24 protein-coding genes and 1 pseudogene are annotated in these 25,053 nt (G+C 61.9%); 11 read left to right on the plus strand and 14 right to left on the minus strand.

From position 1 onward, the window contains the following. Positions 1-90 precede the first annotated feature (90 nt). The 6 genes from VXM67_RS01660 to dadA form a co-directional block, all read right to left on the minus strand. Complete coding sequence (locus VXM67_RS01660) at positions 91-1,950, minus strand: acetyl-CoA hydrolase/transferase C-terminal domain-containing protein (RefSeq protein ID WP_023383012.1); 1,860 nt, start codon at positions 1,948-1,950, stop codon at positions 91-93. Positions 1,951-2,135: 185 nt separating this feature from the next. Beyond that, positions 2,136-2,930, minus strand: coding sequence for an RHS repeat-associated core domain-containing protein (locus tag VXM67_RS01665; RefSeq protein ID WP_244880939.1), 795 nt, complete (start codon positions 2,928-2,930; stop codon positions 2,136-2,138). A 351-nt stretch (positions 2,931-3,281) separates the two neighbouring features. Next, positions 3,282-3,686: a c-type cytochrome gene (locus tag VXM67_RS01670; RefSeq protein ID WP_049818688.1), complete on the minus strand. Its 405-nt coding sequence runs from the start codon at positions 3,684-3,686 to the stop codon at positions 3,282-3,284. Positions 3,687-3,839: 153 nt separating this feature from the next. After that, positions 3,840-4,388, minus strand: coding sequence for a cupin domain-containing protein (locus tag VXM67_RS01675; protein WP_023383015.1), 549 nt, complete (start codon positions 4,386-4,388; stop codon positions 3,840-3,842). Positions 4,389-4,496: 108 nt separating this feature from the next. After that, positions 4,497-5,570 (minus strand): alanine racemase, encoded by a 1,074-nt coding sequence (alr, locus tag VXM67_RS01680; protein WP_023383016.1) that lies wholly within the window; start codon positions 5,568-5,570, stop codon positions 4,497-4,499. A gap of 135 nt (positions 5,571-5,705) precedes the next feature. Next, entirely contained in the window at positions 5,706-7,010 is a 1,305-nt protein-coding gene (gene dadA, locus VXM67_RS01685) for a D-amino acid dehydrogenase (protein WP_023383017.1), read from the minus strand. A 155-nt stretch (positions 7,011-7,165) separates the two neighbouring features. On the opposite strand from dadA, the gene dadR reads away from it, so the two are divergent. Continuing rightward, a complete protein-coding gene (gene dadR, locus VXM67_RS01690; protein ID WP_003258963.1) occupies positions 7,166-7,654 on the plus strand; it encodes a transcriptional regulator DadR in 489 nt (162 codons plus the stop codon). 2 nt (positions 7,655-7,656) lie between these two features. On the opposite strand, the gene VXM67_RS01695 is transcribed toward dadR, so the two are convergent. Further along, on the minus strand, positions 7,657-8,010 hold the full coding sequence (locus VXM67_RS01695; RefSeq protein ID WP_027906671.1) for a YkgJ family cysteine cluster protein: 354 nt from the start codon (positions 8,008-8,010) through the stop codon (positions 7,657-7,659). A 177-nt stretch (positions 8,011-8,187) separates the two neighbouring features. On the opposite strand from VXM67_RS01695, the gene VXM67_RS01700 reads away from it, so the two are divergent. Continuing rightward, complete coding sequence (locus VXM67_RS01700) at positions 8,188-9,480, plus strand: FAD-binding oxidoreductase (protein ID WP_104883116.1); 1,293 nt, start codon at positions 8,188-8,190, stop codon at positions 9,478-9,480. A gap of 130 nt (positions 9,481-9,610) precedes the next feature. On the opposite strand, the gene VXM67_RS01705 is transcribed toward VXM67_RS01700, so the two are convergent. Further along, positions 9,611-9,841, minus strand: a complete 231-nt coding sequence (locus VXM67_RS01705; RefSeq protein ID WP_027906669.1) for a DUF1127 domain-containing protein — start codon at positions 9,839-9,841, stop codon at positions 9,611-9,613. A 178-nt stretch (positions 9,842-10,019) separates the two neighbouring features. Here VXM67_RS01705 and VXM67_RS01710 point away from each other — a divergent pair, with 178 nt between their 5' ends. Both VXM67_RS01710 and VXM67_RS01715 read left to right on the plus strand, forming a co-directional pair. Continuing rightward, positions 10,020-11,444 (plus strand): PLP-dependent aminotransferase family protein, encoded by a 1,425-nt coding sequence (locus VXM67_RS01710; RefSeq protein WP_027906668.1) that lies wholly within the window; start codon positions 10,020-10,022, stop codon positions 11,442-11,444. Positions 11,445-11,509: 65 nt separating this feature from the next. Next, positions 11,510-13,066, plus strand: coding sequence for a phospholipase D family protein (locus tag VXM67_RS01715; protein WP_023383022.1), 1,557 nt, complete (start codon positions 11,510-11,512; stop codon positions 13,064-13,066). Between the two features lie 9 nt (positions 13,067-13,075). Here VXM67_RS01715 and VXM67_RS01720 read toward each other — a convergent pair whose 3' ends face one another. Then, positions 13,076-14,215, minus strand: coding sequence for an MFS transporter (locus VXM67_RS01720; protein WP_367237465.1), 1,140 nt, complete (start codon positions 14,213-14,215; stop codon positions 13,076-13,078). 124 nt (positions 14,216-14,339) lie between these two features. Continuing rightward, positions 14,340-15,833, minus strand: coding sequence for an aldehyde dehydrogenase (locus tag VXM67_RS01725; protein WP_023383024.1), 1,494 nt, complete (start codon positions 15,831-15,833; stop codon positions 14,340-14,342). 196 nt (positions 15,834-16,029) lie between these two features. On the opposite strand from VXM67_RS01725, the gene VXM67_RS01730 reads away from it, so the two are divergent. Both VXM67_RS01730 and VXM67_RS01735 read left to right on the plus strand, forming a co-directional pair. Next, the gene (locus VXM67_RS01730) at positions 16,030-16,389 is read left to right on the plus strand and encodes a cupin domain-containing protein (RefSeq protein ID WP_023383025.1); all 360 of its coding nucleotides are present in this window, start codon (positions 16,030-16,032) and stop codon (positions 16,387-16,389) included. An 83-nt stretch (positions 16,390-16,472) separates the two neighbouring features. Then, complete coding sequence (locus tag VXM67_RS01735) at positions 16,473-16,676, plus strand: hypothetical protein (RefSeq protein ID WP_023383026.1); 204 nt, start codon at positions 16,473-16,475, stop codon at positions 16,674-16,676. Positions 16,677-16,741: 65 nt separating this feature from the next. On the opposite strand, the gene rpmG is transcribed toward VXM67_RS01735, so the two are convergent. Then, positions 16,742-16,897 (minus strand): 50S ribosomal protein L33, encoded by a 156-nt coding sequence (gene rpmG, locus VXM67_RS01740; protein WP_003253507.1) that lies wholly within the window; start codon positions 16,895-16,897, stop codon positions 16,742-16,744. A gap of 10 nt (positions 16,898-16,907) precedes the next feature. Next, the gene (rpmB, locus tag VXM67_RS01745; protein ID WP_003258972.1) at positions 16,908-17,144 is read right to left on the minus strand and encodes a 50S ribosomal protein L28; all 237 of its coding nucleotides are present in this window, start codon (positions 17,142-17,144) and stop codon (positions 16,908-16,910) included. Positions 17,145-17,505: 361 nt separating this feature from the next. Between rpmB and VXM67_RS01750 the strand changes: the two genes are divergently transcribed. Beyond that, positions 17,506-19,095: an ABC transporter substrate-binding protein gene (locus tag VXM67_RS01750; protein ID WP_023383027.1), complete on the plus strand. Its 1,590-nt coding sequence runs from the start codon at positions 17,506-17,508 to the stop codon at positions 19,093-19,095. A gap of 291 nt (positions 19,096-19,386) precedes the next feature. Here VXM67_RS01750 and radC read toward each other — a convergent pair whose 3' ends face one another. Continuing rightward, positions 19,387-20,067: a DNA repair protein RadC gene (gene radC / locus VXM67_RS01755; protein WP_023383028.1), complete on the minus strand. Its 681-nt coding sequence runs from the start codon at positions 20,065-20,067 to the stop codon at positions 19,387-19,389. A gap of 126 nt (positions 20,068-20,193) precedes the next feature. Between radC and coaBC the strand changes: the two genes are divergently transcribed. From coaBC to argB, 4 genes and pseudogenes are all read left to right on the plus strand, one after another. Further along, positions 20,194-21,405, plus strand: coding sequence for a bifunctional phosphopantothenoylcysteine decarboxylase/phosphopantothenate--cysteine ligase CoaBC (gene coaBC, locus VXM67_RS01760; RefSeq protein WP_023383029.1), 1,212 nt, complete (start codon positions 20,194-20,196; stop codon positions 21,403-21,405). Positions 21,406-21,410: 5 nt separating this feature from the next. Further along, on the plus strand, positions 21,411-21,866 hold the full coding sequence (gene dut, locus VXM67_RS01765; protein ID WP_023383030.1) for a dUTP diphosphatase: 456 nt from the start codon (positions 21,411-21,413) through the stop codon (positions 21,864-21,866). A gap of 141 nt (positions 21,867-22,007) precedes the next feature. Then, positions 22,008-23,375, plus strand: a pseudogene (locus VXM67_RS01770) (phosphomannomutase/phosphoglucomutase); the annotation flags it as partial. A 30-nt stretch (positions 23,376-23,405) separates the two neighbouring features. Further along, complete coding sequence (gene argB, locus VXM67_RS01775) at positions 23,406-24,314, plus strand: acetylglutamate kinase (RefSeq protein ID WP_023383032.1); 909 nt, start codon at positions 23,406-23,408, stop codon at positions 24,312-24,314. Between the two features lie 79 nt (positions 24,315-24,393). Here the strand turns inward: argB and pyrE are convergent, their stop codons facing one another. Further along, positions 24,394-25,035, minus strand: coding sequence for an orotate phosphoribosyltransferase (gene pyrE, locus VXM67_RS01780; RefSeq protein WP_011536401.1), 642 nt, complete (start codon positions 25,033-25,035; stop codon positions 24,394-24,396). Between the last annotated feature and the right edge of the window lie 18 nt (positions 25,036-25,053).

Below are 25,053 nucleotides of genomic sequence, written 5' to 3' on the forward strand. Positions count from 1 at the left end.
GGAGCGGGTTTACCCGCGAAGACAACGGTGACGTCACCCTCTCATTCGTAGGTGAACCCGCTCCCACAGGGTAAGGCGCTGAACCTTGGTTTAGCGGGTTGCCTCTAGCCCCGCCAGCAACAACCGCTGATACAACTCTTCCTTCAGCCCCTGCGGTTGATCCAGCTGCATCCGCGCCAGGTGCGCCTCATACCCCTCCGGCCCCGGTGCCTCCAGTGCCGCCTTGCCCAGCTCCAGCACCTCTCTGAGCTTGAACTTGCTCTTCAACCAGTTGAGCGCGCGCAGCAAATCCTGCTCTTGTGCCGTGAAATCCGTGCCCAGCGGATACTCTGGGAACAACCGTGCGTGCCGTGCCCGCACCGCCTCAAGACGCTCGGGCGTGTTGTCGGTGAAGCGCGGATCCAGCTGAAAGTCCCTGGCCAATTTACCGGCACGCTTGGCTTGCTCCATCAACGTGTCCTGGAACCGCGAGTCACTCACCGCCAGCAACCGCGCAATCACTTCGCTGTCGGTCTGCCCGCGCAAGTCGGCGATGCCGTACTCGGTCACCACGATATCGCGTAGGTGTCGGGGGATGGTGCAGTGGCCATAGGTCCAGAACAGGTTCGAGCTGATCTCACCACCCGCCTCGCGCCAGCTGCGCAGCAGCAAGACCGAACGCCCACCCGCCAGGGCATGGCCCTGGGCGACGAAGTTGTACTGCCCACCGACACCGCTGAGTACACGGCCGTCTTCCAACTGGTCAGCCACCCCGGCGCCAAGCAAGGTCATGCCGAACACCGTATTGACGAAACGGGCATCGCGGCGCTGTCGACGCTTCAGGGCTTCCTGCCCGTACAGCTCGTTGATGAAGCTGATACGGGTCATGGCGTAACGCGCCCGCTGCTCCAGCGGCAGCTCTCGCAAGCGCCGGTAGAAGGACTGCGGCCCCAGGAAAAACCCGCCATGCACGAGCACGCCCTGACCATTGATCGGGCGCCGAACTACCCCGGCTTCGGCCAGCGCCAGCAGGCCGTTGACGAACATTTCGCTGCAGCCATACAGCCCTTGGGCAAGCGCTTCCAAGCCCCCTTCCCGCTCGATCAGCGTCTGCCAGGGGCGAATGTCCAACTCGTCGAGCAAGGCGCGATAGCCCGCGTTGTCGCCCTGGCGCGCCAGCAAAGCAGCCGCCAGCGCATCGCCCATGGCACCGATGCCGATCTGTAGGGTGCCACCATCACGCACCAGTGCGCTGGCGAACAGGCCAATGCAGTGGTCCTGGGTGGTGACCGGCATGTTCGGGGTCGAAAACAGCCGGCGTTGCTCCGCTACGTCGATCAGCAGGTCGAAGTGGTCGATACCCAGCTCTGCGTCGCCTGGCATGTAAGGCAGCTCGGCATGGACCTGACCAAGCATGAGGATGGTCTCACCAGCCTTGCGGCGCTTGGCAATCATCGGCAGCAGGTCAAGGGTGATGTCGGGGTTGCAGGCCAGGCTCAGGTGCACGGGCCTTTCCGGTGTGGCGGCGACCAACTGCGCGATCAGGTTCAGCCCCTTGGCATTGATGTCACGGGCAGCGTGGCTGTAATTGCTGCTGACATAGTCCTGCTGGGCAGCCTCGCTATGCAGCAGGCTGCCGGGCTGCATGAAGAACTGCTCGACACGGATGTTCGGCGGCAAGCTGTCGTTGCGCAGGTCGGCAAGGTAAGTGAGTTCTTCGTAGTCAGCGAACACACGCTCGACGAAGGGTTCGAGAAAGCGCCGTTGCAAACCGTCGCCCAGCGGGGGGCGGCCTAGTGTAAGCGCCGTGTAGATAGTCAGTTGCCGTTCGGGTAGGTCACGCACCCGGGCATAGAGAGCGTTGACGAAAGCATTGGGCTTGCCCAGGCCCAAGGGCAGGCCCATGTGAATATGAGCTGGCAGGCGCGACAGCACTTGCTCGACAGCCTGGTCGATGGAGCAGAGGTGCATCGAGATCTCCTCATTCATCCATGGGGGTCAGAGGTTGGACACGAATTCGCGCGGCTTGGTTGCCTCAGGAGGTGTCTTCGTGGTCAATCTCCCACACAGACTTTGCACCTCCTATATTCGCAGAGGCCTGAATAGTGCTCGACTCACCAGAAACACCTACGTACCGGCTATCAATGCTGGCGCTGTTAGTATGTGACAGTGGTTTTATCACTGATTAAAATTGGAAACGCTACTTCCCTGCGCACAGCGACCTTCCCATAAGCATTCTCCCTGATTACCATTACGTTTCGATTAGCGCTGAAATAGTCCTTCCCTTTTTTCCATTCCCCGAAATTTTCTGCGTACACGCCGAATACGATTCCGTCTCCATCCGAACCTGCGTACTTATTGGCCACATCGAGATTAGTGGAAAAGTAGAAGCCGCTGCCGTAAGTTCCACCCTTTGAGTAACCAGGATCAAGGCCTGATTCCAACGACCGCGCATGTTTTGCTTGACTCCCATGAAAGCCGATCAACTCATAGCCCTGCGGCACACGCCCTGAACTACCCACCAGGCTGATGTTGATGACAGAATTAATATTCTTGTAGTCTTTGTTAATAACCATTCTCTCGATGATAGGCGACACATATAACTTACCAGGGAGCTCTTTTTTAGGAAAAATCCTTCTAAACATTCGTGCGAAGGGCTTAAATAAACAGCAATTCCCGCTCGGGTCCTCGCGGTTCACCGGATCACCTAGACAGTATGAATATGAATTTAACCCACCCGCCGCGAAGGGGCTCATGCTGTCCGAGCTGATGAAACGCAACAATGATGGATTGAATGATCGACGCCCATTGCCCAATGGATAACACCCTGTAACAGGATCGAGTCGGCCACCATTGAAACCGAGCATGGTGCGTAGGAGCGAATGATAGCCATAGGGCGAATAGCCCCGATGAAGAGGGGCACTGCCGGAGGGTTGCCTTTGCAGCTTCACCCGGCTGACTGCATTCTGCTTCCGACCGTTATTGTCCGCTATTCTCAAGTCTATTGGCTCCCATCCAACACCACTACCAGAAGCTTGAGTGTTATTCGTAGACCCGAAAAATAAAACTGGTAAAAATGCTAGTTAATCATCAGCATGGTTCAAACACCGGGGCTTTCTGGATTGTCCATGGTTTCAGAGATTGGGTGGGGTTAGTTGCCTGTGCCGGCCCTTTCGCGGCTAAAGCCGCTCCCACATGGGCAGCATAGGACTCGAAGGCTTTAGCCACGAAAGCGGCCGACACACGCAGCACAAAAACAAAGCCCGCCATCGATGGCGGGCCTCGTGCAATTCAGGTTTGGATCAAAGCCCCGACATCTTCTTGATCGCGCCTTTGAGATCCTCGTCCGAACAGTCGGCACAGGTACCTTTCGGTGGCATGGCGTTTATGCCGGTAATGGCTTTGGCCAGAATGCCATCCAGGCCGCCCTGGTGGTCGGCGCGCTCTTTCCACGCGGCGGTATCGCCAATCTTCGGCGCACCGAGCAAGCCGCTGCCATGGCAGGCGTTGCAGTGCTTGGCGATGATCTCGTCCGGCGTCTTGGCCCCGCCACCGCCCGCTGCGGCAGCCACTTCCATGCCTTTGCACTCCTGACCCTGAATGCACACCTGCCCTACAGGCTCCAGGCGCTTGGCAATGTCGTCGTTGGTTGCAGCAGTTGCATTGATTGCCCAGAGGGCGAGTACGGCGGCTGGTAAGGCCAGCATCTTCTTGATTTGGTTCACGCGAACACCCTCATGGTGGCTAATCATGCCCGCACCACGAAATTGCGAGCGTTGAAAAGTATAGCGGGAACCCGGAACCCGTGAAACGACCCCACAGGTGAAAGGGGTATTAGCGAAACAATACGCTGCGCTGGATCAAAAGTTCGAAGGCGTCGCCGCACTGATCAGCCGTGCTGGCTCTGCGAAGGGGTTGCGGAATCGATGCGGCCGGGTGCTTTCGAAGTAGTAGCTGTCGCCTGCTTCGAGGATGAAGGTCTCATTCCCGACCACCAGCTCCAGGCGCCCTTCCAGCAGGATGCCGGTCTCTTCGCCATCGTGGGTGAGCATTTCTTCCCCGGTGTCGGCGCCCGGCGGGTAGACCTCGTTGAGGAAAGCGATGGCGCGGTTGGGGTGCGACTTGCCCACCAGCTTCATGGTTACCGCACCGTCCGAGATGTCGATCAGCTCGTGAGCTTTGTAGACGATCTGGGAAGGGCTTTCGGGTTCCAGCTCGACGGAGAAGAACTCGACCATGGACATGGGAATGCCACTGAGGACCTTGCGCAGCGAGCTGATCGAAGGGCTCACGCTGTTCTTCTCGATCATCGAGATGGTGCTGTTGGTCACACCCGCACGCTTGGCGAGTTCACGCTGGGACAGGCCCTTGAGCTTGCGGATGGCTTGCAGTCGTTCGCCGACGTCCAAAGCTGGAGCCTCCTGAAACGGTAGAAATGGGGGGTGATGTGAACGATATCATGGCAATGCCGTTCAGTATTTACAACACACCCCCTCCATCCTGTCCGCTTCGGCGCCTTATTCGCCGTAATAGTCCAGCGGTACACGCTTGAGATTGCAGAAGATCTGGTACGGAATGGTGCCAGCGCGCATGGCCACGTCGCTGGCCAGTACCTGTTTGCCCCACAACTCGACCGGGCTGCCGATGGTGGCTTCAGGCACGTCGGTGAGGTCGACGCAGAGCATGTCCATCGAAACCCTGCCAATCAGTTGGGTGAGCTTGCCAGCGACCATCACCGGCGTGCCAGTGGGTGCCTGGCGAGGGTAGCCGTCGGCATAGCCCATGGCGACCACACCCACACGGGTCGGCCGAGAGCTGATGAACTTGGCGCCGTAACCCACCGGTTCGCCAGCCGGCAGCTCCCGCACACTGATGATGCGCGATTGCAGGGTCATCACCGGCTGCAGGCGCGCAGCCTGGGCCTGATCCACTTCGAAGGGCGTGGCGCCGTACAGCATGATGCCAGGTCGCACCCAGTCGCTTGGCGCCTGCGGCCAGGCCAGCACACCGGGCGAATTGCGTAGGCTGCACTCGGCAGCCAGGCCTTGGCGGGCAGCCTCGAACACGGCGATTTGTTGGGCGGTGGCATCGGCATCCAACTCGTCCGCACGGGCGAAGTGGCTCATCAACACGATGCGCGAAACCTTGCCGCTGGCCAGCAGCCGCTGGTAGGCCTCGTGGTAATCCTTGGGGTGCAGGCCCGCCCGGTGCATGCCGCTGTCGAGTTTCAGCCAGGTGGTCAGGGGCTTGTGCACCTGAGTCCTTTCGATCGCCTCCAGTTGCCACAGCGAGTGCACGACACACCACAGGTCATGCTCGGCGATCAGCGCCAACTCGCTGGCTTCGAAAAAGCCTTCGAGCAACAACACGGGTGCCTTGATACCCGCTGCACGCAGCTCCAGCGCCTCCTCGATGCAGGCCACGGCAAAGCCATCGGCTTCCGGCTCCAGCGCCAGGGCGCAGCGCACGGCACCGTGACCATAGGCGTCGGCCTTGATCACGGCGAGGGCCTTGGCACCGGACAGTTCACGGGCCAGGCGGTAATTGTGGCGGAGGGCTTGCAGGTCGATCAGGGCGCGGGCGGGTCGCATGGCGGCTGCCTTATGGTGTTCGGGTTGTCATCGGTGTTGGATTGATCGCCGGCAGGCCGGTTCTCCTCAGGACCAGAACTTCAGGCTGATCCTGCAGGAGCCGGCTTGCCGCCGATGAGGCCGGGTCAGTCGACCTTACTGCTGATGGGCTGGCGCGGTCTGACCCTGCTTGGCAACCTCACGGCGGTTGCCATAACGAGAGATATCCAGGCCTTCGGCGCTGATCTGCGGCTTCTTGCGCGCGATCAGGTCAGCCAGCAGGCGACCGGAGCCGCACGCCATCGTCCAGCCCAGTGTGCCGTGACCGGTATTGAGGAACAGGTTACGGAACGAGGTCGCACCCACGATCGGCGTACCGTCCGGGGTAGCCGGGCGCAGGCCGGTCCAGAAACTGGCCTGGCTCAGGTCGCCGCCGCGAGGATAAAGGTCGTTGACGATCATCTCCAGTGTTTCGCGACGACGCGGGTTCAGCGACAGGTCAAAACCAGCGATTTCAGCCATGCCGCCGACACGAATACGGTTGTCGAAGCGAGTGATGGCGACCTTGTAGGTCTCATCGAGGATGGTCGAAGTCGGCGCCATGTCAGCGTTGGTGATCGGCACGGTCAGCGAGTAACCCTTCAGCGGGTACACCGGGGCCTTGATACCCAGCGGCTTGAGCATCTGCGGCGAGTAGCTGCCCAGGGCCAGCACATAGCGATCGGCGGTTTCCAGCTTGCCGTCGATCCACACGCCATTGATGCGATCACCCGCGAAGTCCAGGCGCTGGATGTCCTGGCCGAAGCGGAACTCCACGCCCAGCTTCACGGCCATCTCGGCCAGCTTGGTGGTGAACAGCTGGCAGTCGCCGGTCTGGTCGTTGGGCAGACGCAGGGCGCCAGCGAGAATGTCTTTCACGCCCGCCAAGGCCGGTTCGACGCGGGCGATGCCGTCGCGGTCGAGCAGCTCGTAAGGCACGCCGGACTGTTCGAGCACGGCGATATCCTTGGCCGCGGCATCCACCTGGGCCTGGGTACGGAACAGCTGGGTAGTTCCCAGGCTGCGGTTTTCGTAGGCGATGCCGGTTTCAGCGCGCAACTCGTCGAGGCAGTCGCGGCTGTACTCGGACAGCCGCACCATGCGCTCTTTGTTGACCGCGTAACGGCTGGCGGTGCAGTTGCGCAGCATCTGCGCCATCCACAGGTATTGGTCGACATCGCCGGTCAGCTTGATGGCGAGGGGCGCGTGGCGCTCAAGCAGCCACTTGATGGCCTTCAGCGGTACGCCAGGGGCAGCCCAGGGCGAGGCATAACCAGGCGAGATCTGACCTGCGTTGGCAAAACTGGTTTCCATGGCCACCGCGGGTTGGCGGTCGACCACCGTCACTTCGAAACCTTGACGGGCCAGGTAGTAGGCGCTGGCGGTTCCGATCACACCGCTACCAAGTACCAGAACTCGCATCGTTTATTCCTCGCACGCGGCGCACCGCTGTCTTTTGTTGAAATGGCATGGATGCGCGCAGTATAAAAAGGTAGGCCCAGTGCAATTCACTATATAAAAGCCTATTATTGGCGAGAATTATCGGCAAAATCGCCTTTCACGGAGGGGCATCCCCTATGAGAACCCAGCACCAGAGTAAGCGTGAGCTGGACAAGATCGACCGCAACATCCTGCGCATCCTGCAGAATGACGGGCGTATTTCCTTCACCGAACTGGGCGAGAAAGTTGGGCTTTCCACCACCCCTTGCACCGAGCGGGTCCGCCGCCTCGAGCGCGAGGGCATCATCATGGGCTACAACGCCCGGCTCAACCCCCAGCACCTCAAAGGTAGCCTGCTGGTGTTCGTCGAGATCAGCCTGGACTACAAGTCCGGCGACACCTTCGAGGAGTTCCGCCGCGCCGTGCTGAAACTGCCGCATGTGCTGGAATGCCACCTGGTTTCTGGCGACTTCGACTACCTGGTGAAAGCCCGTATTTCGGAGATGGCTTCATACCGCAAGCTGCTGGGCGACATCCTGCTCAAGCTGCCGCACGTCCGTGAGTCGAAGAGCTACATCGTGATGGAAGAGGTCAAAGAGAGCCTCTGCCTGCCGATTCCGGACTAAGGCTAGACCAGCACCTGACGTGTGGTGGCGATGAACTGGTGAACGAGCTGCTCGGCCTGCGGCTCGATCATCTGTTCAGGCCCACGACCACGGGGGCAGGCCATGCGTGGAGTTGTGCCAAAGAGGCGGCAGATCATCGGGCGCTCTTCATACACCGTGCAGCCATCGGGGCCCAGGTGTACGCAGTCCAGGCGCTCCAACGCCGCATCCTGCTCGGCCTGGGACTTGCGCGGCAAGCGCGCCATCTCCTCAGCCGAGGTGGTGACCGGACCACAACAGTCGTGGCACCCGGGCTCGCACTCGAAAGAGGGAATGAGTTCGCGCAGGAAGTGAATCTTGTGGCGGTTGCAGGACATGGCCGGATACAGGATTGACGATCGAAGTTCGATTATAGGACCAATTGCCCGCCAGCCGGCTGCCCAAGTCACACGCGCCCCTGAGCGGCAGTCGGCTTGCCGGCGAGGAGGCCAGTTGCCCCACCGCAAAACCCCAGCTTATCCTCCCCCTTTCGCCCAACGCCCAGGAACCGCCCGATGATCCACAGCGCGCAGCACGCCGCCTCTTACTACGCCGCCAGCAGCGCGCCTCATCCCGATCATCCCTACCTGCAGGGCGAACATTCTGCCGACGTGTGCATCGTTGGTGGCGGCTACTCAGGCTTGAACACTGCCATCGAACTGGCCGAACGCGGCCTGTCGGTAATCCTGCTGGAGGCACGCAAGCTTGGCTGGGGCGCCAGCGGCCGCAACGGCGGTCAGTTGATTCGTGGCGTTGGCCATGGCCTTGAGCAGTTCTTGCCGGTGATTGGCCAGGAAGGTGTGCGCAGCATGAAGCTGATGGGACTGGAGGCCGTGGACATCGTCCGCGAGCGCGTCGAACGACACGCCATCGACTGCGACTTGACCTGGGGTTACTGCGACCTGGCCAACAAACCCGGCGAGCTGCAAGGCTTTGCCGAGGATGCCGAAGAACTGCGCAGCCTTGGCTACCGCCATGAAATGCGCCTGGTGCAACAAGAAGATATCCACAGCGTGGTCGGTTCCGACCGCTACGTCGGCGGCCTGATCGACATGGGTTCAGGCCACCTGCACCCGCTCAACCTGGCATTGGGCGAAGCAGCCGTGGCCAGCCGTCTAGGCGTCAAGCTGTTCGAGCAGTCCGAGGTCACACGCATCGACTACGGCCCCCTGGTTCAGGTACACACTCCCCAAGGAAGAGTGCGCGCCAGGACCTTGGTGCTGTGCTGCAATGCCTACCACAACGACCTCAACCGCGAACTGGGTGGCAAGGTATTGCCCGCCGGCAGCTACATCATCGCCACTGAACCGCTCGGCGAAGAACGAGCGCGCCAGCTACTGCCGCAGAATATGGCGGTGTGCGACCAGCGCGTGGCGCTGGATTACTATCGTTTGTCTGCCGACCACCGCCTGCTGTTCGGTGGCGCCTGCCATTACTCGGGCCGTGATCCAAAAGACATCGCCGCCTACATGCAGCCGAAGATGCTCAAGGTGTTCCCACAGTTGGCCGACGTGCGCATCGAATATCAATGGGGCGGCATGATCGGCATCGGCGCCAATCGCCTGCCGCAGATCGGCCGCCTGGCCAGCCAACCGAACGTGTATTACGCCCAGGCCTATTCGGGCCACGGGGTCAACGCCACCCACCTCGCTGCGCGCCTGCTGGGTGAAGCCATCAGCGGTCAGGAAAGCGGGCGCTTCGACCTGTTCGCCAACGTGCCGCACGTCACTTTCCCCGGTGGCAAGCACCTGCGCTCGCCGCTGCTGGCGTTGGGAATGTTGTGGCACAGGCTCAAAGAGCTGATCTGACCGCTGACGTACCTTTCAGGAGCGTGCTTGCCCGCGAACCAAGCACTGCGATGTACGACACTGACTTGGCCGATGCTCGCGGGTGAACCGCTCCTACACGGTGATGCGCTGCCGTTCCCAGCGCTTTGCGTCAGTCCTTCCAGCAGGGCTTTCGCCCTTCGGTCCGGGCCTGCTCCCAGCTCAGCCCTACATCACGCAACTCCTCATCGCTCAGTTGCAACAGCGCCCTGCGGGTGTGCCAACGGTGCAGCAGCAGGCCCCAGCGGCTCAAGCCGGCCGGTGCATTGAACACCTTGGGCCGCTGCTCGTCCTCGAGCTCCTTGGCCAACAGTTGCAAGCGCACATCGCTCAAGCCACCCATTGCTGCATCCTCCCGATCAGTTCATACCGTGGAGACAGCATGCGCGCTGGCAGGCGTGACGATACAGATCCAATAATGGCTTATTATTCCCATACAGAATTGGCGAACCGGCCGCTGAATGCTGTATTTTCCCCACAACTGTACTGGTCGCTGCCAGCCTTGAACGCGGGAGTATGCCGTGACGCTCTATCTCAACCTCGCCGAATTGCTGGGCGCCCGCATCGAGCAGGGCCTGTATCGCCCTGGTCAGCGGCTGCCATCGGTGCGAGCCCTCAGCGAGGAACATGGCGTCAGCCTCAGCACCGTACAGCAGGCTTATCGCATGCTCGAGGACAGCGGCCTGGTCTCGCCACGCCCAAAGTCCGGGTACTTCGTCAGCGAAGGACGCCACCTCCCCGCCCTGCCCGCCGTCAGCCGGCCGGCGCAGCGCCCTGTGGATATCTCCCAGTGGGAACAGGTGCTGGAGCTGGTGCGTAGCACGCCCCGCAAGGATGTGATCCAGCTCGGCCGCGGCATGCCCGACATCGACAGCCCCACCCTCAAGCCGCTGTTGCGCAGCCTCGCCCAGTTGAGCCGGCGCCAGGACATGCCCGGCCTTTACTACGACAACATCCACGGCAACCTGGCCCTGCGCGAGCAGATCGCCCGGTTGATGCTCGATTCCGGCTGCCGCCTGGGGCCGGCTGACCTGGTGGTGACGACCGGCTGCCATGAAGCGCTGTCCTGCAGCATCCGCGCGGTGTGCGACCCGGGGGACATCGTCGCGGTTGACTCGCCGAGCTTCCACGGCGCCATGCAAACCCTCAAAGGTTTGGGCATGAAAGCCCTGGAGATCCCCACTGACCCCGTCACCGGAATCAGTCTGGAGGCGCTGGAACTGGCCTTGGAACAATGGCCGATCAAGCTCATCCAGATCACCCCTAACTGCAACAACCCGCTCGGCTACATAATGCCCGAGGCCCGCAAGAAGGCGCTGCTGAGCCTGGCCCAGCGCTATGACGTGGCGGTTCTCGAAGACGATGTGTATGGCGACCTGGCATATACCTACCCTCGCCCGCGCACCCTCAAGTCGTTCGACGACGACGGCCGCGTGCTGCTGTGCAGCTCCTTCTCCAAGACCCTGGCCCCGGGCTTGCGCATAGGCTGGGTCGCGCCGGGGCGTTATCTGGAGCGGGTGCTGCACATGAAGTACATCAGCACCGGCAGCACGGCCACCCAACCGCAACTGGCCATCGCCGACTTCATCGCCGCCGGGCACTACCAACCCCATGTGCGCCGCATGCGCAGCCAGTATCAGCGCGGTCGCGACCTGATGAGCGACTGGGTCACCCAGTACTTCCCGAGCGGGACGCGTGTCAGCCGGCCACAAGGGGGCTTCATGCTGTGGGTCGAATTGCCTGAAGATTTCGACACGCTGCGGCTGAACCGAGCTTTACTGGAGCAGGGAGTGCAAATCGCGGTAGGCAGCATCTTCTCGGCCTCGGGCAAGTTTCGTCACTGCCTGCGCATGAACTTCGCCTCGCGCCCCACACCACAGATCGAGGATGCCGTGCGCAAGGTCGGTGAAACCGCCCTTCGTCTACTGGATCAGGACATCACCTGAGCGTAACTTTGCGCCGCCCTCCACAGTCCAACCTTCAGGCCCTTGCTGCACAGGACGATCCACCCTTGAGATTCACGCCTGCCCTGCCTCTGTTGCTAGCGCTGCTGCTCGGCCTCGCGGGCTGCGCCAGCGTCGGTACGACCCGCGAAGTCAGCCAGGCGCTGCCAGCGAACGAGTCGGCCTTCGGCCGCTCCGTACTTCGCCAGGCCGCACCCTATGACGGCCGCTCCGGATTCCGGCTGCTGCCTAACAGCAACGAGGCCTTCCGCGCCCGGGCCGAGCTGATCCGTAACGCACAGGCCAGCATCGACCTGCAGTACTACATCGTCCATGACGGCTTGAGCACGCGGGCGCTGGTCCACGAACTGCTGCGCGCGGCCGACCGTGGCGTTCGGGTGCGCATTCTCCTCGATGACACCACCAGCGATGGCCTCGACACCATCATGGGCACCCTCGACGCCCACCCCAACATCCAGATTCGCGTGTTCAACCCGCTGCACCTCGGCCGCAGCACAGGCGTGACACGCGCCGCAGGACGTCTGTTCAACCTCTCCCGACAACACCGGCGCATGCACAACAAATTGTTCGTGGTGGACAACGCCATGGCCATCGTCGGCGGACGTAACCTGGGTGACGAGTATTTCGATGCCGAGCCCAACCTCAACTTCACCGACATCGACCTGTTGGGAGTCGGCCCCGTGGCCGAGCAGCTCAGTCATGGTTTCGACCAGTACTGGAACAGCGCGCTGAGCCGTCCCATTGGAGACTTCCTATGGCGCCAGCCAGATGCCAGCGACCTGCATGCCAGCCGTCGACGCCTTGAGGTGTCCTTGGCCGAGGCGCGGGTCAGGCACAAGGCCCTGTACGACAGGTTGATGGCCTACCAGACGCAGCCGCGCCTGGATATCTGGCGCAACGAACTGATCTGGGCACATAGCCAGGCCTTGTGGGATGCGCCGAGCAAAGTCCTGGCCGACGACGAGCCAGACCCGCACCTGCTGCTTAGCCAGCAACTGGCGCCGGACCTGGACAACGTGCATCACGAGCTGATTCTGGTTTCGGCCTACTTCGTGCCGGGCAAGTCAGGCCTGCTGTACCTGACCGGCGCTGCCGATGCGGGCGTTTCGATCAAGCTGTTGACCAACTCCCTGGAAGCCACCGACGTGCCGGCTGTGCATGGCGGGTATGCGCCCTACCGCCGCGCCCTGCTGGAGCACGGCGTGCAGTTGTACGAACTGCGCCGCCAACCTGGTGACACCAACGCCAGATACCGTTTGAGCTTCCATGGCAGTTCGGATTCGAGCCTTCACAGCAAGGCAATCGTCTTCGACCGGCGCAAGACCTTCATCGGCTCGTTCAACTTCGACCCGCGATCATTGCTGTGGAACACCGAGGTTGGAGTGCTGGTCGATAGCCCGGAACTGGCTGAATACACCCGTTTTCTGGCGGTACAAGGCATGGCACCCGCACTGAGTTACCAGCCCAGGCTGGTGGACGACAAGCTGGTCTGGGTAACCGAGGAAAATGGCAAGCGCCGCATGCTGACCTCCGAGCCTGGCGGCCTGTGGCGGCGTTTCAATGCCTGGATCAGCAAGGCGGTGGGGCTGGAGAAGATGCTCTAGCCCCATGCCTCAGGCGGAGGCTGGCTCGAACGCCCCGCGCCGCCGGGTCAACAGCACCAGAACAGCCGCCCCTGCCGCCATCAGCAACAGCAACGCGTGCCCGCTGATCCACTGGCTGCCTGCTCCGGCCAACAATGGCCCGAGCAGGCAGCCGATACCCCAGAGCTGCGCCACATGGGCATTGGCCCGCACCAGCTCATCGTCGCGATAACGCTCGCCAATCAGCACCAGCGACAAGGTGAACAGCCCCCCGGCGCTAGCCCCGAACAGCACCCATAACGGCCAGATCACAGGTGTGTGCAACAGCAATGGGATCGCCAGGCTTGAGACCAGCAAGGTTACCGCACAGCCCGTGAACAGAGCCCGTCGCGACATATGGTCGGCGAGCGCACCGATCGGCAACTGCAGCACAGCATCGCCCACCACCACGGTACTGATCATGAACAAGGCGATTTCGGTACTGAAGCCTTGCTGCAGGCAATACACCGGCAGCAAGGTGAGGATCATCGCCTCGAAGGACGCGAACAGGGCAATCGCCCAGGCAATCACTGGTAAACGCCGGCAGAACGCGAGCAGGTCGCCGAAGGTCACGCTGCAGGCTTCGGTGCTCGGCGCACCGCCACGGCCTAGCAGGACCAGCGGCGCGGCTAGCAGCAGGCCAGTCGCCGCCCAGAAGCCGAAGTCATCATCCGAGCCGAGAAAGCCCAGTACCAACGGCCCGGCCAGCTGGCTCAGCGCGTAGCTGCTGCCGTACAGCGCCACCAGCCGTCCCCGCCATTGCTCGACCACCAGTTGGTTGATCCAGCTCTCGCCCAGGATGAACACCACAGTCAGCGACATACCGATCATCAGCCGCAGCAGCAACCACAACGGGTAGCTGGGCAGCAATGCAAGCAGGCCGATCGACAGCGCCCCGCCCCACAGGCAAAGGCGCATGGCCGAGGGCACGCCGACCCACCCGGCCAGACGGCTGGCCACACTGGCACCTGCCAGTACACCCAGCGCCGGCATCGCCGCCATGACGCCGATGGCGAAGCTGCCGTAGCCCCAGGCTTCCAGGCGCAGGGACACCAGCGGCATGCTCACGCCGAGCGCCAGCCCGACACTGAGCACCGATGCCAGTACGGCGAAATAGGTTCCCCAACGCATTGCAGCCTCCCAGGCAGTCTTCATGAATTGCAAAGACGACAAAGCCGGGGCGGTGTGAACCGTCCCGGCTGTGGTTCGTCGCCACGACAAGCTGGCGATTGGGCCGCTAAGCGGCCCCCTGGACTTACAACTTGATCCAGGTCGCCTTCAGCTCGGTGTACTTCTCCAGCGCATGCAGCGACTTGTCACGGCCGTTGCCCGACTGCTTGAAGCCACCGAACGGCGCGGTCATGTCGCCGCCGTCGTACTGGTTGACCCAGACACTGCCCGCGCGCACGGCACGAGCGGTCTTGTGGGCCTTGGAGATGTCCGAGGTCCAGATGCCCGCAGCCAGGCCGTACGGGGTGTCGTTGGCGATGGCGATGGCTTCCTCGGCGGTGTCGAAGGCGATCACCGACAGCACTGGGCCGAAGATCTCTTCCTGGGCGATCTTCATGGCGTTGGTCACGCCGTCGAAGATGGTCGGCTCGACGTAGGTACCGCCGGTCTCTTCCAGGGTGCGCTTGCCGCCGGCCAGCAGTTTGGCGCCGTCCTTGTGGCCGGCGTCGATGTACGACAGCACGGTGTTCATCTGCTGGGTATCGACCAGAGCGCCGACAGTCGTGGCAGGGTCCAGCGGGTTGCCTGGCTTCCAGCCCTTGAGGGCTTCGACCACCATGGGCAGGAACTTGTCCTTGATCGAGCGCTCGACCAGCAGGCGAGAACCGGCGGTGCAGACCTCGCCCTGGTTGAAGGCGATGGCGCTGGCAGCAGCCTCGGCGGCGGCTTTCAGGTCCGGAGCGTCGGCGAAGACGATGTTCGGGCTCTTGCCACCGGCTTCCAGCCAGATACGCTTCATGTTCGACTCGCCCGCATAGACCATCAACTGCTTGGCGATCTTGGTCGAACCGGTGAACACTAGGGTGTCGACGTCCATGTGCAGGGCCAGGGCCTTGCCCACGGTGTGGCCGTAGCCTGGCAGCACGTTCAGCACACCTGCCGGGATGCCAGCTTCAATGGCCAGCTGGGCGATACGGATGGCGGTCAGTGGCGACTTTTCGGACGGTTTGAGCACGACCGAGTTACCGGTGGCCAAGGCCGGGCCGAGCTTCCAGCATGCCATCAGCAGCGGGAAGTTCCACGGCACGATGGCACCGACCACACCAACAGGTTCGCGGGTGACCAGGCCGAGTTGGTCGTGCGGCGTCGGCGCGACTTCGTCGTACACTTTGTCGATGGCTTCGGCAGTCCAGTGGATGGCGTTGGCCGCGCCCGGAATGTCGATGGTGGAGGAGTCGCCGATTGGCTTACCCATGTCCAGGGTTTCGAGCAGTGCCAGCTCTTCGACGTTCTTTCGCAGCAAGTCGGCGAAGCGAATCAGTTTGGCCTTGCGCTTGGCCGGGGCCAGTTGCGACCAGACGCCGGAGTCGAAGGTAGCGCGGGCGTTATCCACGGCACGGTTGGCGTCAGCCAGGTCACAGCTGGCGACCTTGGCCAGGAAGCGTCCGTCGACCGGGCTCAGGCAGTCGAAGGTTTCACCGGATGCGGCGTCGGTGTATTCGCCGTTGATGAAGGCGCGTCCTTCGATCTTCAGTTGCTGGGCACGCTGTTCCCAGTCCGCACGAGTCAGGGTGGTCATACGAAACTCCTCCTCTTGTTAAGGTGCAACGCCGCACTGAGGACTCACTGGCGTTGTCAGAAATCTGGCCGGGCGACAAGCGCACACTGGCACGCGATACCCTAAACCAGCCGATGCAAACTATCAATATATTTGACACGAAAGGCCTAAAAGCCTACTGATGTGCATTTTATTAAACAACAACAGGAGCCGCACCATGAGCATCGCCAGCATCATCGACTTCGCCCAGGCCCTCACCGAGGCCGAACGCTACCGCCCGGCTGCGGAAAAAATCATCAAAGGCGAGCCGGACCAGACCGTCTACAACCACTACTCCAGCCCCTGCGGGCAGTTCGCTGCGGGCGTGTGGGAAGGTGAAGTGGGGCAATGGAGCGTGAACTACACCGAGCACGAATACTGTGAAATCGTGCAAGGCGTTTCGGTACTGCGCGACCAGGAAGGCAACGCCAAGACCCTGCGTACCGGTGATCGGTTCGTTATCCCGGCCGGCTTCAAAGGTACCTGGGAGGTGCTGGAGCCCTGCCGCAAGATCTATGTGATGTTCGAGCAAAAGTAACTATGTAGCGCAGGCGCCTTGCACCTCTGGAGGAGGATGCCCCTGCCCATGTCGGGCTGTCCTCCTACCAAAGGAAATACATCATGAACAACGAAGAAGTCCTGCAAGCCCTGGCTCACCTGATCGGCACCCCGTACGAGCCATCGATCAAGGACGCCATCACAGCGATCACCGGCCGCCCTCGGGTCGTCGGCCCCAATGAAATCACCACTCGCGAGTACGACATCAACCGTGTTCACATCAAGACCGATGCACACGCCGTGATTCAGGGCTTCCGCTTCCAATGACCGGCATCCGGGCATAAAAAAACCCGCGTCCTTTCGGATGCGGGTTTTTCTTGGTCGCCGATCAATTACTTGATCTTGGCTTCCTTGTACACCACGTGCTTGCGAACAACGGGATCGTACTTCTTGATCTCGATTTTGTCCGGAGTGGTGCGCTTGTTCTTGTCGGTGGTGTAGAAGTGGCCAGTGCCAGCACTCGAAACCAGACGGATCAATTCACGCATGACGTTCTCCTTAGAACTTTTCGCCGCGAGCACGCAGCTCGGCCAGCACTACGTCGATACCACGCTTGTCAATGACGCGCATGCCTTTGGCAGAAACGCGCAGACGCACGAAACGCTTCTCGGACTCAACCCAGAAACGGTGGTGCTGCAGGTTCGGCAGGAAACGACGACGGGTTTTGTTGTTTGCGTGGGAAATGTTGTTCCCGGTTACTGGACCCTTACCAGTAACTTGACAGACTCTCGACATGACTCAGCCCTCTAAAACCTCATGCCCAACCCGGCATGGGTTGGCCGCTTAATCTCTCAGTCTTTGGCGCCAGGCGCCGTGATTCTGGAGGTCTTATCGACCGGATCCGCTGATGCGACAGGCCGAGCCCCTAGAAAAGAGCGCTGCTTTATACCAGAAAGACTACGCCGCAACAACAGAAGATGAGCATCTGATTGCTGCCGATGGCGCGCGGGCAGCATAGCGACTCGCGCGCCGGCCTGTCGACCGCTCGTCGCAGACTGGCATAAAAAGGGGGTGGCCATTTCCCGACGCGCGCACTAGGGTAGGACATTTCCAGACTGCACTGGCAGATGGGCCACTGACTCGCCAAGGAGCTTTGATGCGTGCCGCCGCCCTTTCCTTAATGTTCACCTCCCTGCTTGCAACCGGACTCGCCCAGGCGGCCCCGCTGAGCGTATGTAGCGAAGCCAGCCCCGAGGGCTTCGACGTGGTCCAGTACAACTCGCTGACCACCACCAATGCCTCGGCTGACATGCTGATGAACCGCTTGGTGGAATTCGATGCGACCCAGGGCAAGGTGGTGCCGGGACTTGCGCAAAGCTGGACGGTGTCGGCCGATGGCCTGGTCTATGACTTCACGCTGCGCAACGGTGTGAAATTCCACACCACGCCCTATTTCAAGCCCAGCCGTGATCTGGATGCAGACGATGTGCTGTTCAGCTTCCAGCGAATGCTCTACCCCGCCCATGCTTGGCACAAGACCGCTCCGGGTGGTTATCCACACGCTCAGTCGCTGCAACTGGGCAACCTGATCAAGTCGATCGAGGCGCCCGAGCCACGCACCGTGCGCTTCACCCTCACTCATCCGGATGCCACCTTCCTGGCCACCCTGAGCATGGGCTTCGCCTCGATCTACTCCGCCGAGTACGCCGACAAGCTGCTCAAGGCAGGAACTCCCGAGAAACTCAACAGCCAGCCGATCGGCACCGGTCCGTTCGTCTTCCAGCGCTTCCAGAAAGACTCCGTGGTTCGCTACCGCGCGAACCCCGACTATTTCGACGGCAAGCCCACGGTCGACCCACTGATCTTCGCCATCACGCCTGACGCCAACGTCCGCCTGCAGAAACTCAAGCGCGGAGAATGCCAGGTAGCCCTGTCGCCCAAGCCGCTGGACATCGCAGAAGCAGGCAAGGACGGCAACCTCAAGGTGGCGACCACTCCGGCCTTCATGACCGCATTCGTGGCTATCAACAGCGAGCACCCACCGCTGGACAAGCCTGAGGTACGCCAGGCGATCAACCTGGCGTTCGATAAACAGGCCTACCTCAAAGCCGTGTTCGAAGACACCGCCACCGCCGCCAACGGCCCCTACCCGCCGAACACCTGGAGCTATGCCAAGGATCTGCCGGGCTATGCACTGGACCCCACCAAGGCCAAGGCCCTGCTTGCCAAGGCTGGCTTGCCGGATGGCTTCACCACGACGATCTGGACCCGTCCGTCGGGCAGCCTGCTCAACCCCAACCCCAGCCTGGGCGCGCAGATGCTCCAGGCAGACCTCGCCAAGGTGGGCATCAAGGCCGAGATCAAGGTCATCGAATGGGGCGAGCTGATTCGCCGCGCCAAAGCGGGCGAACATGACCTGCTGTTCATGGGCTGGGCCGGTGATAACGGCGACCCGGACAACTTCCTGAGCCCTCAGTTTGCCTGTGCTGCGGTGAAGTCGGGGACCAACTTCGCACGGTTCTGCGACAGCCGGCTGGACCAGTTGATCAGCGCTGGACGCACCACCAACGACCAGAGCGTGCGCAGCCGGCTTTACCAGCAGGCGCAGACGCTGATTCAGCAGCAGGCGCTGTGGGTACCGCTGGCGCACCCGACGGCGACGACACTCCTGCGCCAGGGCGTCGAGGGGTATCAGGTCAGCCCGTTCGGGCGACTTGATTTCAGCAAGGTTTCGGTGAACCGCTGATTCCGCGGCTGACTTGAGGGGGAGAGCCTGTGAAATCGAGCGCCGCCCGTGCGGCGCATCGCGAGCAAGGCTCGCTCCTACGCCTGTTTCGGGCCAATTATTTCTGTAGGATTTGCGCGCGACCGCTTGGGTGACTTGGCCCAATCCACGTCGTACAAACAAGGCGGTCGTGCGTTTGCCCTTGGCGTTACTGGCCAAAAACAATCGTAGGAGCGAGCCTTGCTCGCGATGCGCCGCACGGGCGGCGCTCGATCTCACAGCTCCCCCTCCAGCAAGACAAGCACTTCCCCCCTAAGCCACGATCCACCCATGCTCGACCATCGACAGCGGCTCCCCGTCGCCGATGATGATGTGGTCCAGCACCCGCACATCGATCAACGCCAACCCCCGCTTCAGCGATAGCGTCAGGTGCACATCGTCCTGGCTCGGCTCGCAGTTACCCGAAGGATGGTTGTGGCACAGAATCAAGGCCGCGGCGTTATGCAGCAACGCCCGCCGGACCACTTCACGCGGGTAGACGCTGGCCCGGTCTATCGTGCCCCTGAACAAGATCTCGAAGGCCAGTGGCCGATGCTTGGTATCCAAGAACAGGCAACCGAACACTTCACTGGCCTCATGGCGCAACATGGCCTTCAGATAACGCCGAACCGCCGATGGGCTCTCCATGGCCGACTCGCGCTCGATAGCCGTAGCCAGATGCCTTCGCCCGATTTCCAGAAGCGCCTGCAACTGACTGTACTTCACTGGCCCAAGCCCAAGTTCAGCCATGAATGCCTCTCTATCGGCCTCAAGCAACTGGCGCAGACTTCCGAATTTCACCAACAGCCCTCGCGCCAGCTCCACAACATTCCGACCGCGAACACCAGAGCCAAGGAACACCGCCAATAGCTCAGCATCCGATAAGCTACCCACTCCCCGTTGCAGCAACTTCTCCCTCGGCCGCTCTTCAGTCGGCCACTCCCTCATGTTCATGCCCCCTCCTGGCAACCTACTGCGGCGCGTTTCGGCCCTGTGTTAATCTATTTCGCCTCGTACATGCGACGTTCTGCCGCAGGCAGTCTTCGTCGCCGCCCGCTTTCACTGGAAAAAGGCAAGCCTATGCAGCGGCTGTATCGCAAGCGCATCGTTCTCGGCGTGGGAGGCGGCATCGCCGCCTACAAGAGTGCCGAACTGATTCGCCGACTCCTGGAGCACGGCGCGCAGGTGCGCGTCGTCATGACCCGTGGTGGTGCCGAGTTCATCACCCCGCTGACCTTGCAAGCGCTCTCCGGGCACCCCGTGCACATGGATTTGCTCGACCCTGCCGCTGAAGCGGCCATGGGCCATATCGAACTGGCCAAGTGGGCCGACCTCGTGCTCATCGCCCCCGCCACCGCCGACCTCATGGCGCGCATGGCCCAGGGCATGGCCGATGACCTGCTGACTACCCTGGTGCTGGCGACCGACGCCACCGTGGCCGTAGCCCCCGCAATGAACCAGGCCATGTGGCGCGACCCTGCCACCCAGGCCAACCTCGACCTGCTCAAGAGCCGCGGCATCCAGGTGTTCGGCCCGGCCTCCGGCAGCCAGGCCTGTGGCGATGTCGGCCTCGGCCGCATGCTCGAACCCACCGACCTGGCCTGGTGCGCCGCCGAGAGCTTCAAGCGCGAGGCCCTGACCGGCAAGCACGTACTGATTACCGCCGGCCCGACCCAGGAAAACATCGACCCGGTGCGCTACATCACCAATCATAGCTCCGGGAAGATGGGCTTTGCCCTGGCCGAGGCGGCTGCAGAAGCCGGGGCTCGGGTGACCCTCGTCACCGGCCCTGTCCACCTGCCAACACCCGACCGGGTGACCCGTATCGACGTGGTGAGCGCACGGGACATGCTTGCGGCCTGCGAAGCGGCCATGCCGTGCGACCTGTTCATCGCTTCGGCAGCGGTTGCGGACTACCGCCCGGAAGTCGTCGCCACACAGAAACTTAAGAAAGATCCTACGACTGGCGACGGCATGCTGCTGCAGATGGTGCGCAATCCGGATATCCTCGCCACCATTGCTGGCCGTGACGACCGCCCGTTCAGCGTCGGCTTCGCCGCCGAGACCGAGCACTTGCTCGATTACGCCACGCGCAAGCTCAAGGACAAGAACCTCGACCTGATCGTCGCCAATGATGTGGCCAACCCCAGCATTGGCTTCAACAGCGAAGAGAATGCCTTGACCGTGATCGACCGCCAGCAGCACCAGACCCTCTTCGCGCAGACCAGCAAGGGCAAGATTGCCCGCCAGTTGGTCGCCTTCATCGCCGAACGGCTCAACCAGGTTCAATAAGTTACATGCACGCTCTTCAAGCCAAGATTCTCGACCCACGCCTGGGCACTGAATTCCCCCTGCCGCAGTACGCCACCCCCGGCTCCGCCGGCCTGGACCTGCGCGCACTGCTCAAGGAGGACACTGTCCTCGAACCCGGCCAGACCCTGCTGATTCCCACTGGCCTGTCGATCTACATCGGCGACCCAGGCCTGGCCGCCATGATCCTGCCGCGCTCGGGCCTGGGTCATAAACACGGCATCGTGCTCGGCAACCTGGTTGGGCTGATCGACTCGGACTACCAGGGTGAGCTGATGGTGTCGTGCTGGAACCGTGGCAATACCCCCTTCACCATCGCCGTCGGCGAGCGCATCGCGCAGTTGGTGCTGGTGCCGGTGGTGCAGGCTCACTTCGACATCGTCGAGGCCTTCGATGAGACCCAGCGTGGCGCGGGCGGCTTCGGTCACTCCGGCAGCCACTGAGCCGACCGACAACCGTTCAGGCCAAGGATGGCGAACTCTCTGGCAATTCCACCGTCCAAGCGTTCAGTTTGTGCCTGCCCAGAAAGCCTTTGACTAATGGAGCTTCCCGAGATGAATGACATGGCCCACCTGGTACCCGCACTGCCCGAGAGCATCTTCCGCGCCTATGACATTCGCGGCGTGGTCGGCAAAACCCTGCATGCTGAAACGGCTTATTGGATTGGCCGCGCCATCGGTGCCCAAAGCATTGCCCAGGGCGAGCCAAAGGTTTCGGTCGGCCGCGACGGCCGTTTGTCCGGCCCGATGCTGGTCGAACAACTGATCAAGGGGCTGGCCGATGCTGGTTGCCATGTCAGCGATGTCGGTCTGGTGCCGACCCCCGCGCTGTACTACGCCGCCAATGTACTGGCCGGCAAATCAGGCGTGATGCTGACGGGTAGCCATAACCCATCGGACTACAACGGTTTCAAGATCGTCATCGCCGGCGACACCCTGGCCAACGAGCAAATCCAGGCCCTGTTGACCCGCCTGCAGACCAACGACGTGCCGCGCGCCCAGGGCAGTGTGGAAAAGGTCGAGATTCTGGACCGCTACTTCCAGCAGATCGTCAGTGACGTGAAGCTGGCCAAGAAACTCAAGGTGGTGGTGGACTGCGGCAACGGCGCCGCAGGCGTCATCGCACCGCGACTGATCGAAGCGCTGGGCTGCGAAGTCATCCCGCTGTTCTGCGAGGTGGATGGCAACTTCCCCAACCACCACCCGGACCCAGGCAAACCCGAGAACCTCAAGGACCTGATCGCCAAGGTGAAGGAAACCGGTGCCGACATCGGCCTGGCCTTCGACGGTGACGGCGACCGCGTCGGCGTAGTGACCAACACCGGCAGCATCGTCTACCCAGACCGCCTGCTGATGCTGTTCGCCCAGGACGTACTGGCCCGCAACCCTGGCGCCGAAATCATCTTCGACGTCAAATGCACCCGCCGCCTGACCCCGCTGATCGAACAGCACGGTGGCCGCGCGCTAATGTGGAAGACCGGTCACTCGTTGATCAAGAAGAAGATGAAGCAGACCGGCTCCTTGCTCGCGGGCGAGATGAGCGGCCATATCTTCATCAAGGAACGCTGGTATGGTTTCGACGACGGCATCTACAGCGCCGCGCGCCTGCTGGAGATCCTCAGCAAGGCCGACCAGGATGCCGAAAGCCTGTTCGCAGCGTTCCCGAACGATATTTCCACGCCGGAAATCAATATTGATGTGACCGACGAGGGTAAATTCAGCATCATTGATGCACTGCAACGCGACGCCGACTGGGGCGAAGCCAGCCTGACCACCATCGACGGTGTCCGGGTGGACTATGCCCGCGGCTGGGGCCTGGTTCGCGCCTCCAACACCACGCCGGTGCTGGTGCTGCGCTTCGAGGCCGAAAGCGACGCCGAGTTGCAACGTATCAAGGATGTTTTCCGCACTCAGTTGCTGCGGGTTGCCCCTGAGCTGCAACTGCCGTTCTGACCGACTATCTGTTCCTTACTGGAGCCCTGCATGACCCTCGATCGCGATGCCGCTTCCCATGTAGCCGAGGTTTTGTCCGAAGCGCTGCCCTATATCCGCCGCTTTGTCGGCAAGACCCTGGTGATCAAGTACGGCGGCAACGCGATGGAGAGCGAAGAGCTCAAGACCGGCTTTGCCCGTGACATCGTGCTGATGAAGGCCGTCGGCATCAACCCGGTGGTGGTTCACGGCGGCGGCCCGCAGATTGGCGACCTGCTAAAGCGCCTGTCGATCGAAAGCCACTTCATCGACGGCATGCGCGTTACCGACGCGGCAACCATGGACGTCGTGGAAATGGTGCTGGGCGGCCAGGTCAACAAGGACATCGTCAACCTGATCAACCGTCATGGCGGTAGTGCCATTGGCCTGACCGGCAAGGACGCGGAGCTGATCCGCGCCAAGAAGCTCACCGTCACCCGTCAGACCCCGGAGATGACCACGCCGGAAATCATCGACATCGGCCACGTCGGCGAAGTCGTGGGCGTGAACACCGACCTGCTGAACATGCTGGTCAAGGGCGACTTCATCCCGGTGATCGCGCCAATCGGCGTGGGCGCCAATGGCGAGTCGTACAACATCAACGCCGACCTGGTGGCTGGCAAAGTGGCCGAGGCGCTCAAAGCCGAGAAGCTTATGCTGCTGACCAACATCGCCGGCCTGATGGACAAGCAAGGCCAGGTCCTGACCGGCCTGACCACCGAGCAGGTCAACGAACTGATCGCCGACGGGACCATCTACGGCGGCATGCTGCCGAAGATCAAGTGCGCCCTGGAAGCGGTCCAGGGTGGCGTGAACAGCTCGCACATCATCGACGGCCGCGTGCCGAATGCGGTGCTGCTTGAGATCTTCACCGACAGCGGTGTCGGCACCCTGATCACCAACCGCAAGCGTCACGGCTAACCGGCGAAAGGGCCGGAACAGGCGACACAAAAAAGGCGACCGTCTCACGAAGGTCGCCTTTTTCATTACCGGGCCAGGATCAGATCCCGTACTGCGCCCGATACGCCTCGACAGCCGGCAGATGCTGCTTGAGCTGCGGGTCATCGGCCAGGAACTCCAGCACCTGGGTCAGCGAAACGATGCTGACCACCGGAATACCGAAGTCGCGTTCCACTTCCTGAATCGCCGACAGCTCGCCATTGCCACGTTCTTCACGGTTCAGCGCGATCAGCACGCCCGCGGCCTTGGCCTGCTGGGCATTGATGATCTGCATGACTTCACGAATGGCGGTACCGGCAGTGATCACATCGTCGATGATCAGCACGTCGCCGGCCAGCGGCGCGCCAACCAGGCTGCCGCCTTCGCCGTGGTCCTTGGCTTCCTTGCGGTTGAAGCACCATGGCACATCGAGCTGATGCTGCTCGGCCAGGGCCACGGCAGTGGCCGCTGCGAGGGGAATACCCTTGTAGGCTGGGCCAAACAGTACGTCGAACGGGATCTTGCTGTCGACGATGGCCGCCGCGTAGCAACGACCCAGCTGCGCCAGGGCGGAGCCTGTGTTGAACAGGCCTGCATTGAAGAAGTACGGGCTGGTACGCCCCGATTTCAGGGTGAATTCACCGAAACGCAGAACCCCGCGATCGATGGCAAAACGAATGAAGTCGCGCTGATACGGCTGCATAAATGTCTCGGGCACCAC

The sequence above is a fragment of the Pseudomonas sp. Rh2 genome, assembly GCF_040762985.1.
Taxonomy (GTDB): Bacteria; Pseudomonadota; Gammaproteobacteria; order Pseudomonadales; family Pseudomonadaceae; genus Aquipseudomonas; species Aquipseudomonas taiwanensis.

What these genes read in the sequence shown, in the direction of transcription:
- VXM67_RS01705 (WP_027906669.1), bottom strand. Translation starts at nt 9,841, where the DNA reads ATGGGTGGCTTGAGCGATGTGCGCTTGCAACTGTTGGCCAAGGAGCTC.
- coaBC (WP_023383029.1), top strand. Translation starts at nt 20,194, where the DNA reads ATGCAGCGGCTGTATCGCAAGCGCATCGTTCTCGGCGTGGGAGGCGGC.
- VXM67_RS01735 (WP_023383026.1), top strand. Translation starts at nt 16,473, where the DNA reads ATGAACAACGAAGAAGTCCTGCAAGCCCTGGCTCACCTGATCGGCACC.
- rpmB (WP_003258972.1), bottom strand. Translation starts at nt 17,144, where the DNA reads ATGTCGAGAGTCTGTCAAGTTACTGGTAAGGGTCCAGTAACCGGGAAC.
- dadA (WP_023383017.1), bottom strand. Translation starts at nt 7,010, where the DNA reads ATGCGAGTTCTGGTACTTGGTAGCGGTGTGATCGGAACCGCCAGCGCC.
- VXM67_RS01750 (WP_023383027.1), top strand. Translation starts at nt 17,506, where the DNA reads ATGCGTGCCGCCGCCCTTTCCTTAATGTTCACCTCCCTGCTTGCAACC.
- rpmG (WP_003253507.1), bottom strand. Translation starts at nt 16,897, where the DNA reads ATGCGTGAATTGATCCGTCTGGTTTCGAGTGCTGGCACTGGCCACTTC.
- VXM67_RS01660 (WP_023383012.1), bottom strand. Translation starts at nt 1,950, where the DNA reads ATGCACCTCTGCTCCATCGACCAGGCTGTCGAGCAAGTGCTGTCGCGC.
- VXM67_RS01695 (WP_027906671.1), bottom strand. Translation starts at nt 8,010, where the DNA reads ATGTCCTGCAACCGCCACAAGATTCACTTCCTGCGCGAACTCATTCCC.
- alr (WP_023383016.1), bottom strand. Translation starts at nt 5,570, where the DNA reads ATGCGACCCGCCCGCGCCCTGATCGACCTGCAAGCCCTCCGCCACAAT.
- VXM67_RS01720 (WP_367237465.1), bottom strand. Translation starts at nt 14,215, where the DNA reads ATGCGTTGGGGAACCTATTTCGCCGTACTGGCATCGGTGCTCAGTGTC.
- dut (WP_023383030.1), top strand. Translation starts at nt 21,411, where the DNA reads ATGCACGCTCTTCAAGCCAAGATTCTCGACCCACGCCTGGGCACTGAA.
- VXM67_RS01730 (WP_023383025.1), top strand. Translation starts at nt 16,030, where the DNA reads ATGAGCATCGCCAGCATCATCGACTTCGCCCAGGCCCTCACCGAGGCC.
- argB (WP_023383032.1), top strand. Translation starts at nt 23,406, where the DNA reads ATGACCCTCGATCGCGATGCCGCTTCCCATGTAGCCGAGGTTTTGTCC.
- VXM67_RS01700 (WP_104883116.1), top strand. Translation starts at nt 8,188, where the DNA reads ATGATCCACAGCGCGCAGCACGCCGCCTCTTACTACGCCGCCAGCAGC.
- VXM67_RS01670 (WP_049818688.1), bottom strand. Translation starts at nt 3,686, where the DNA reads ATGCTGGCCTTACCAGCCGCCGTACTCGCCCTCTGGGCAATCAATGCA.
- radC (WP_023383028.1), bottom strand. Translation starts at nt 20,067, where the DNA reads ATGAACATGAGGGAGTGGCCGACTGAAGAGCGGCCGAGGGAGAAGTTG.
- VXM67_RS01725 (WP_023383024.1), bottom strand. Translation starts at nt 15,833, where the DNA reads ATGACCACCCTGACTCGTGCGGACTGGGAACAGCGTGCCCAGCAACTG.
- pyrE (WP_011536401.1), bottom strand. Translation starts at nt 25,035, where the DNA reads ATGCAGCCGTATCAGCGCGACTTCATTCGTTTTGCCATCGATCGCGGG.
- dadR (WP_003258963.1), top strand. Translation starts at nt 7,166, where the DNA reads ATGAGAACCCAGCACCAGAGTAAGCGTGAGCTGGACAAGATCGACCGC.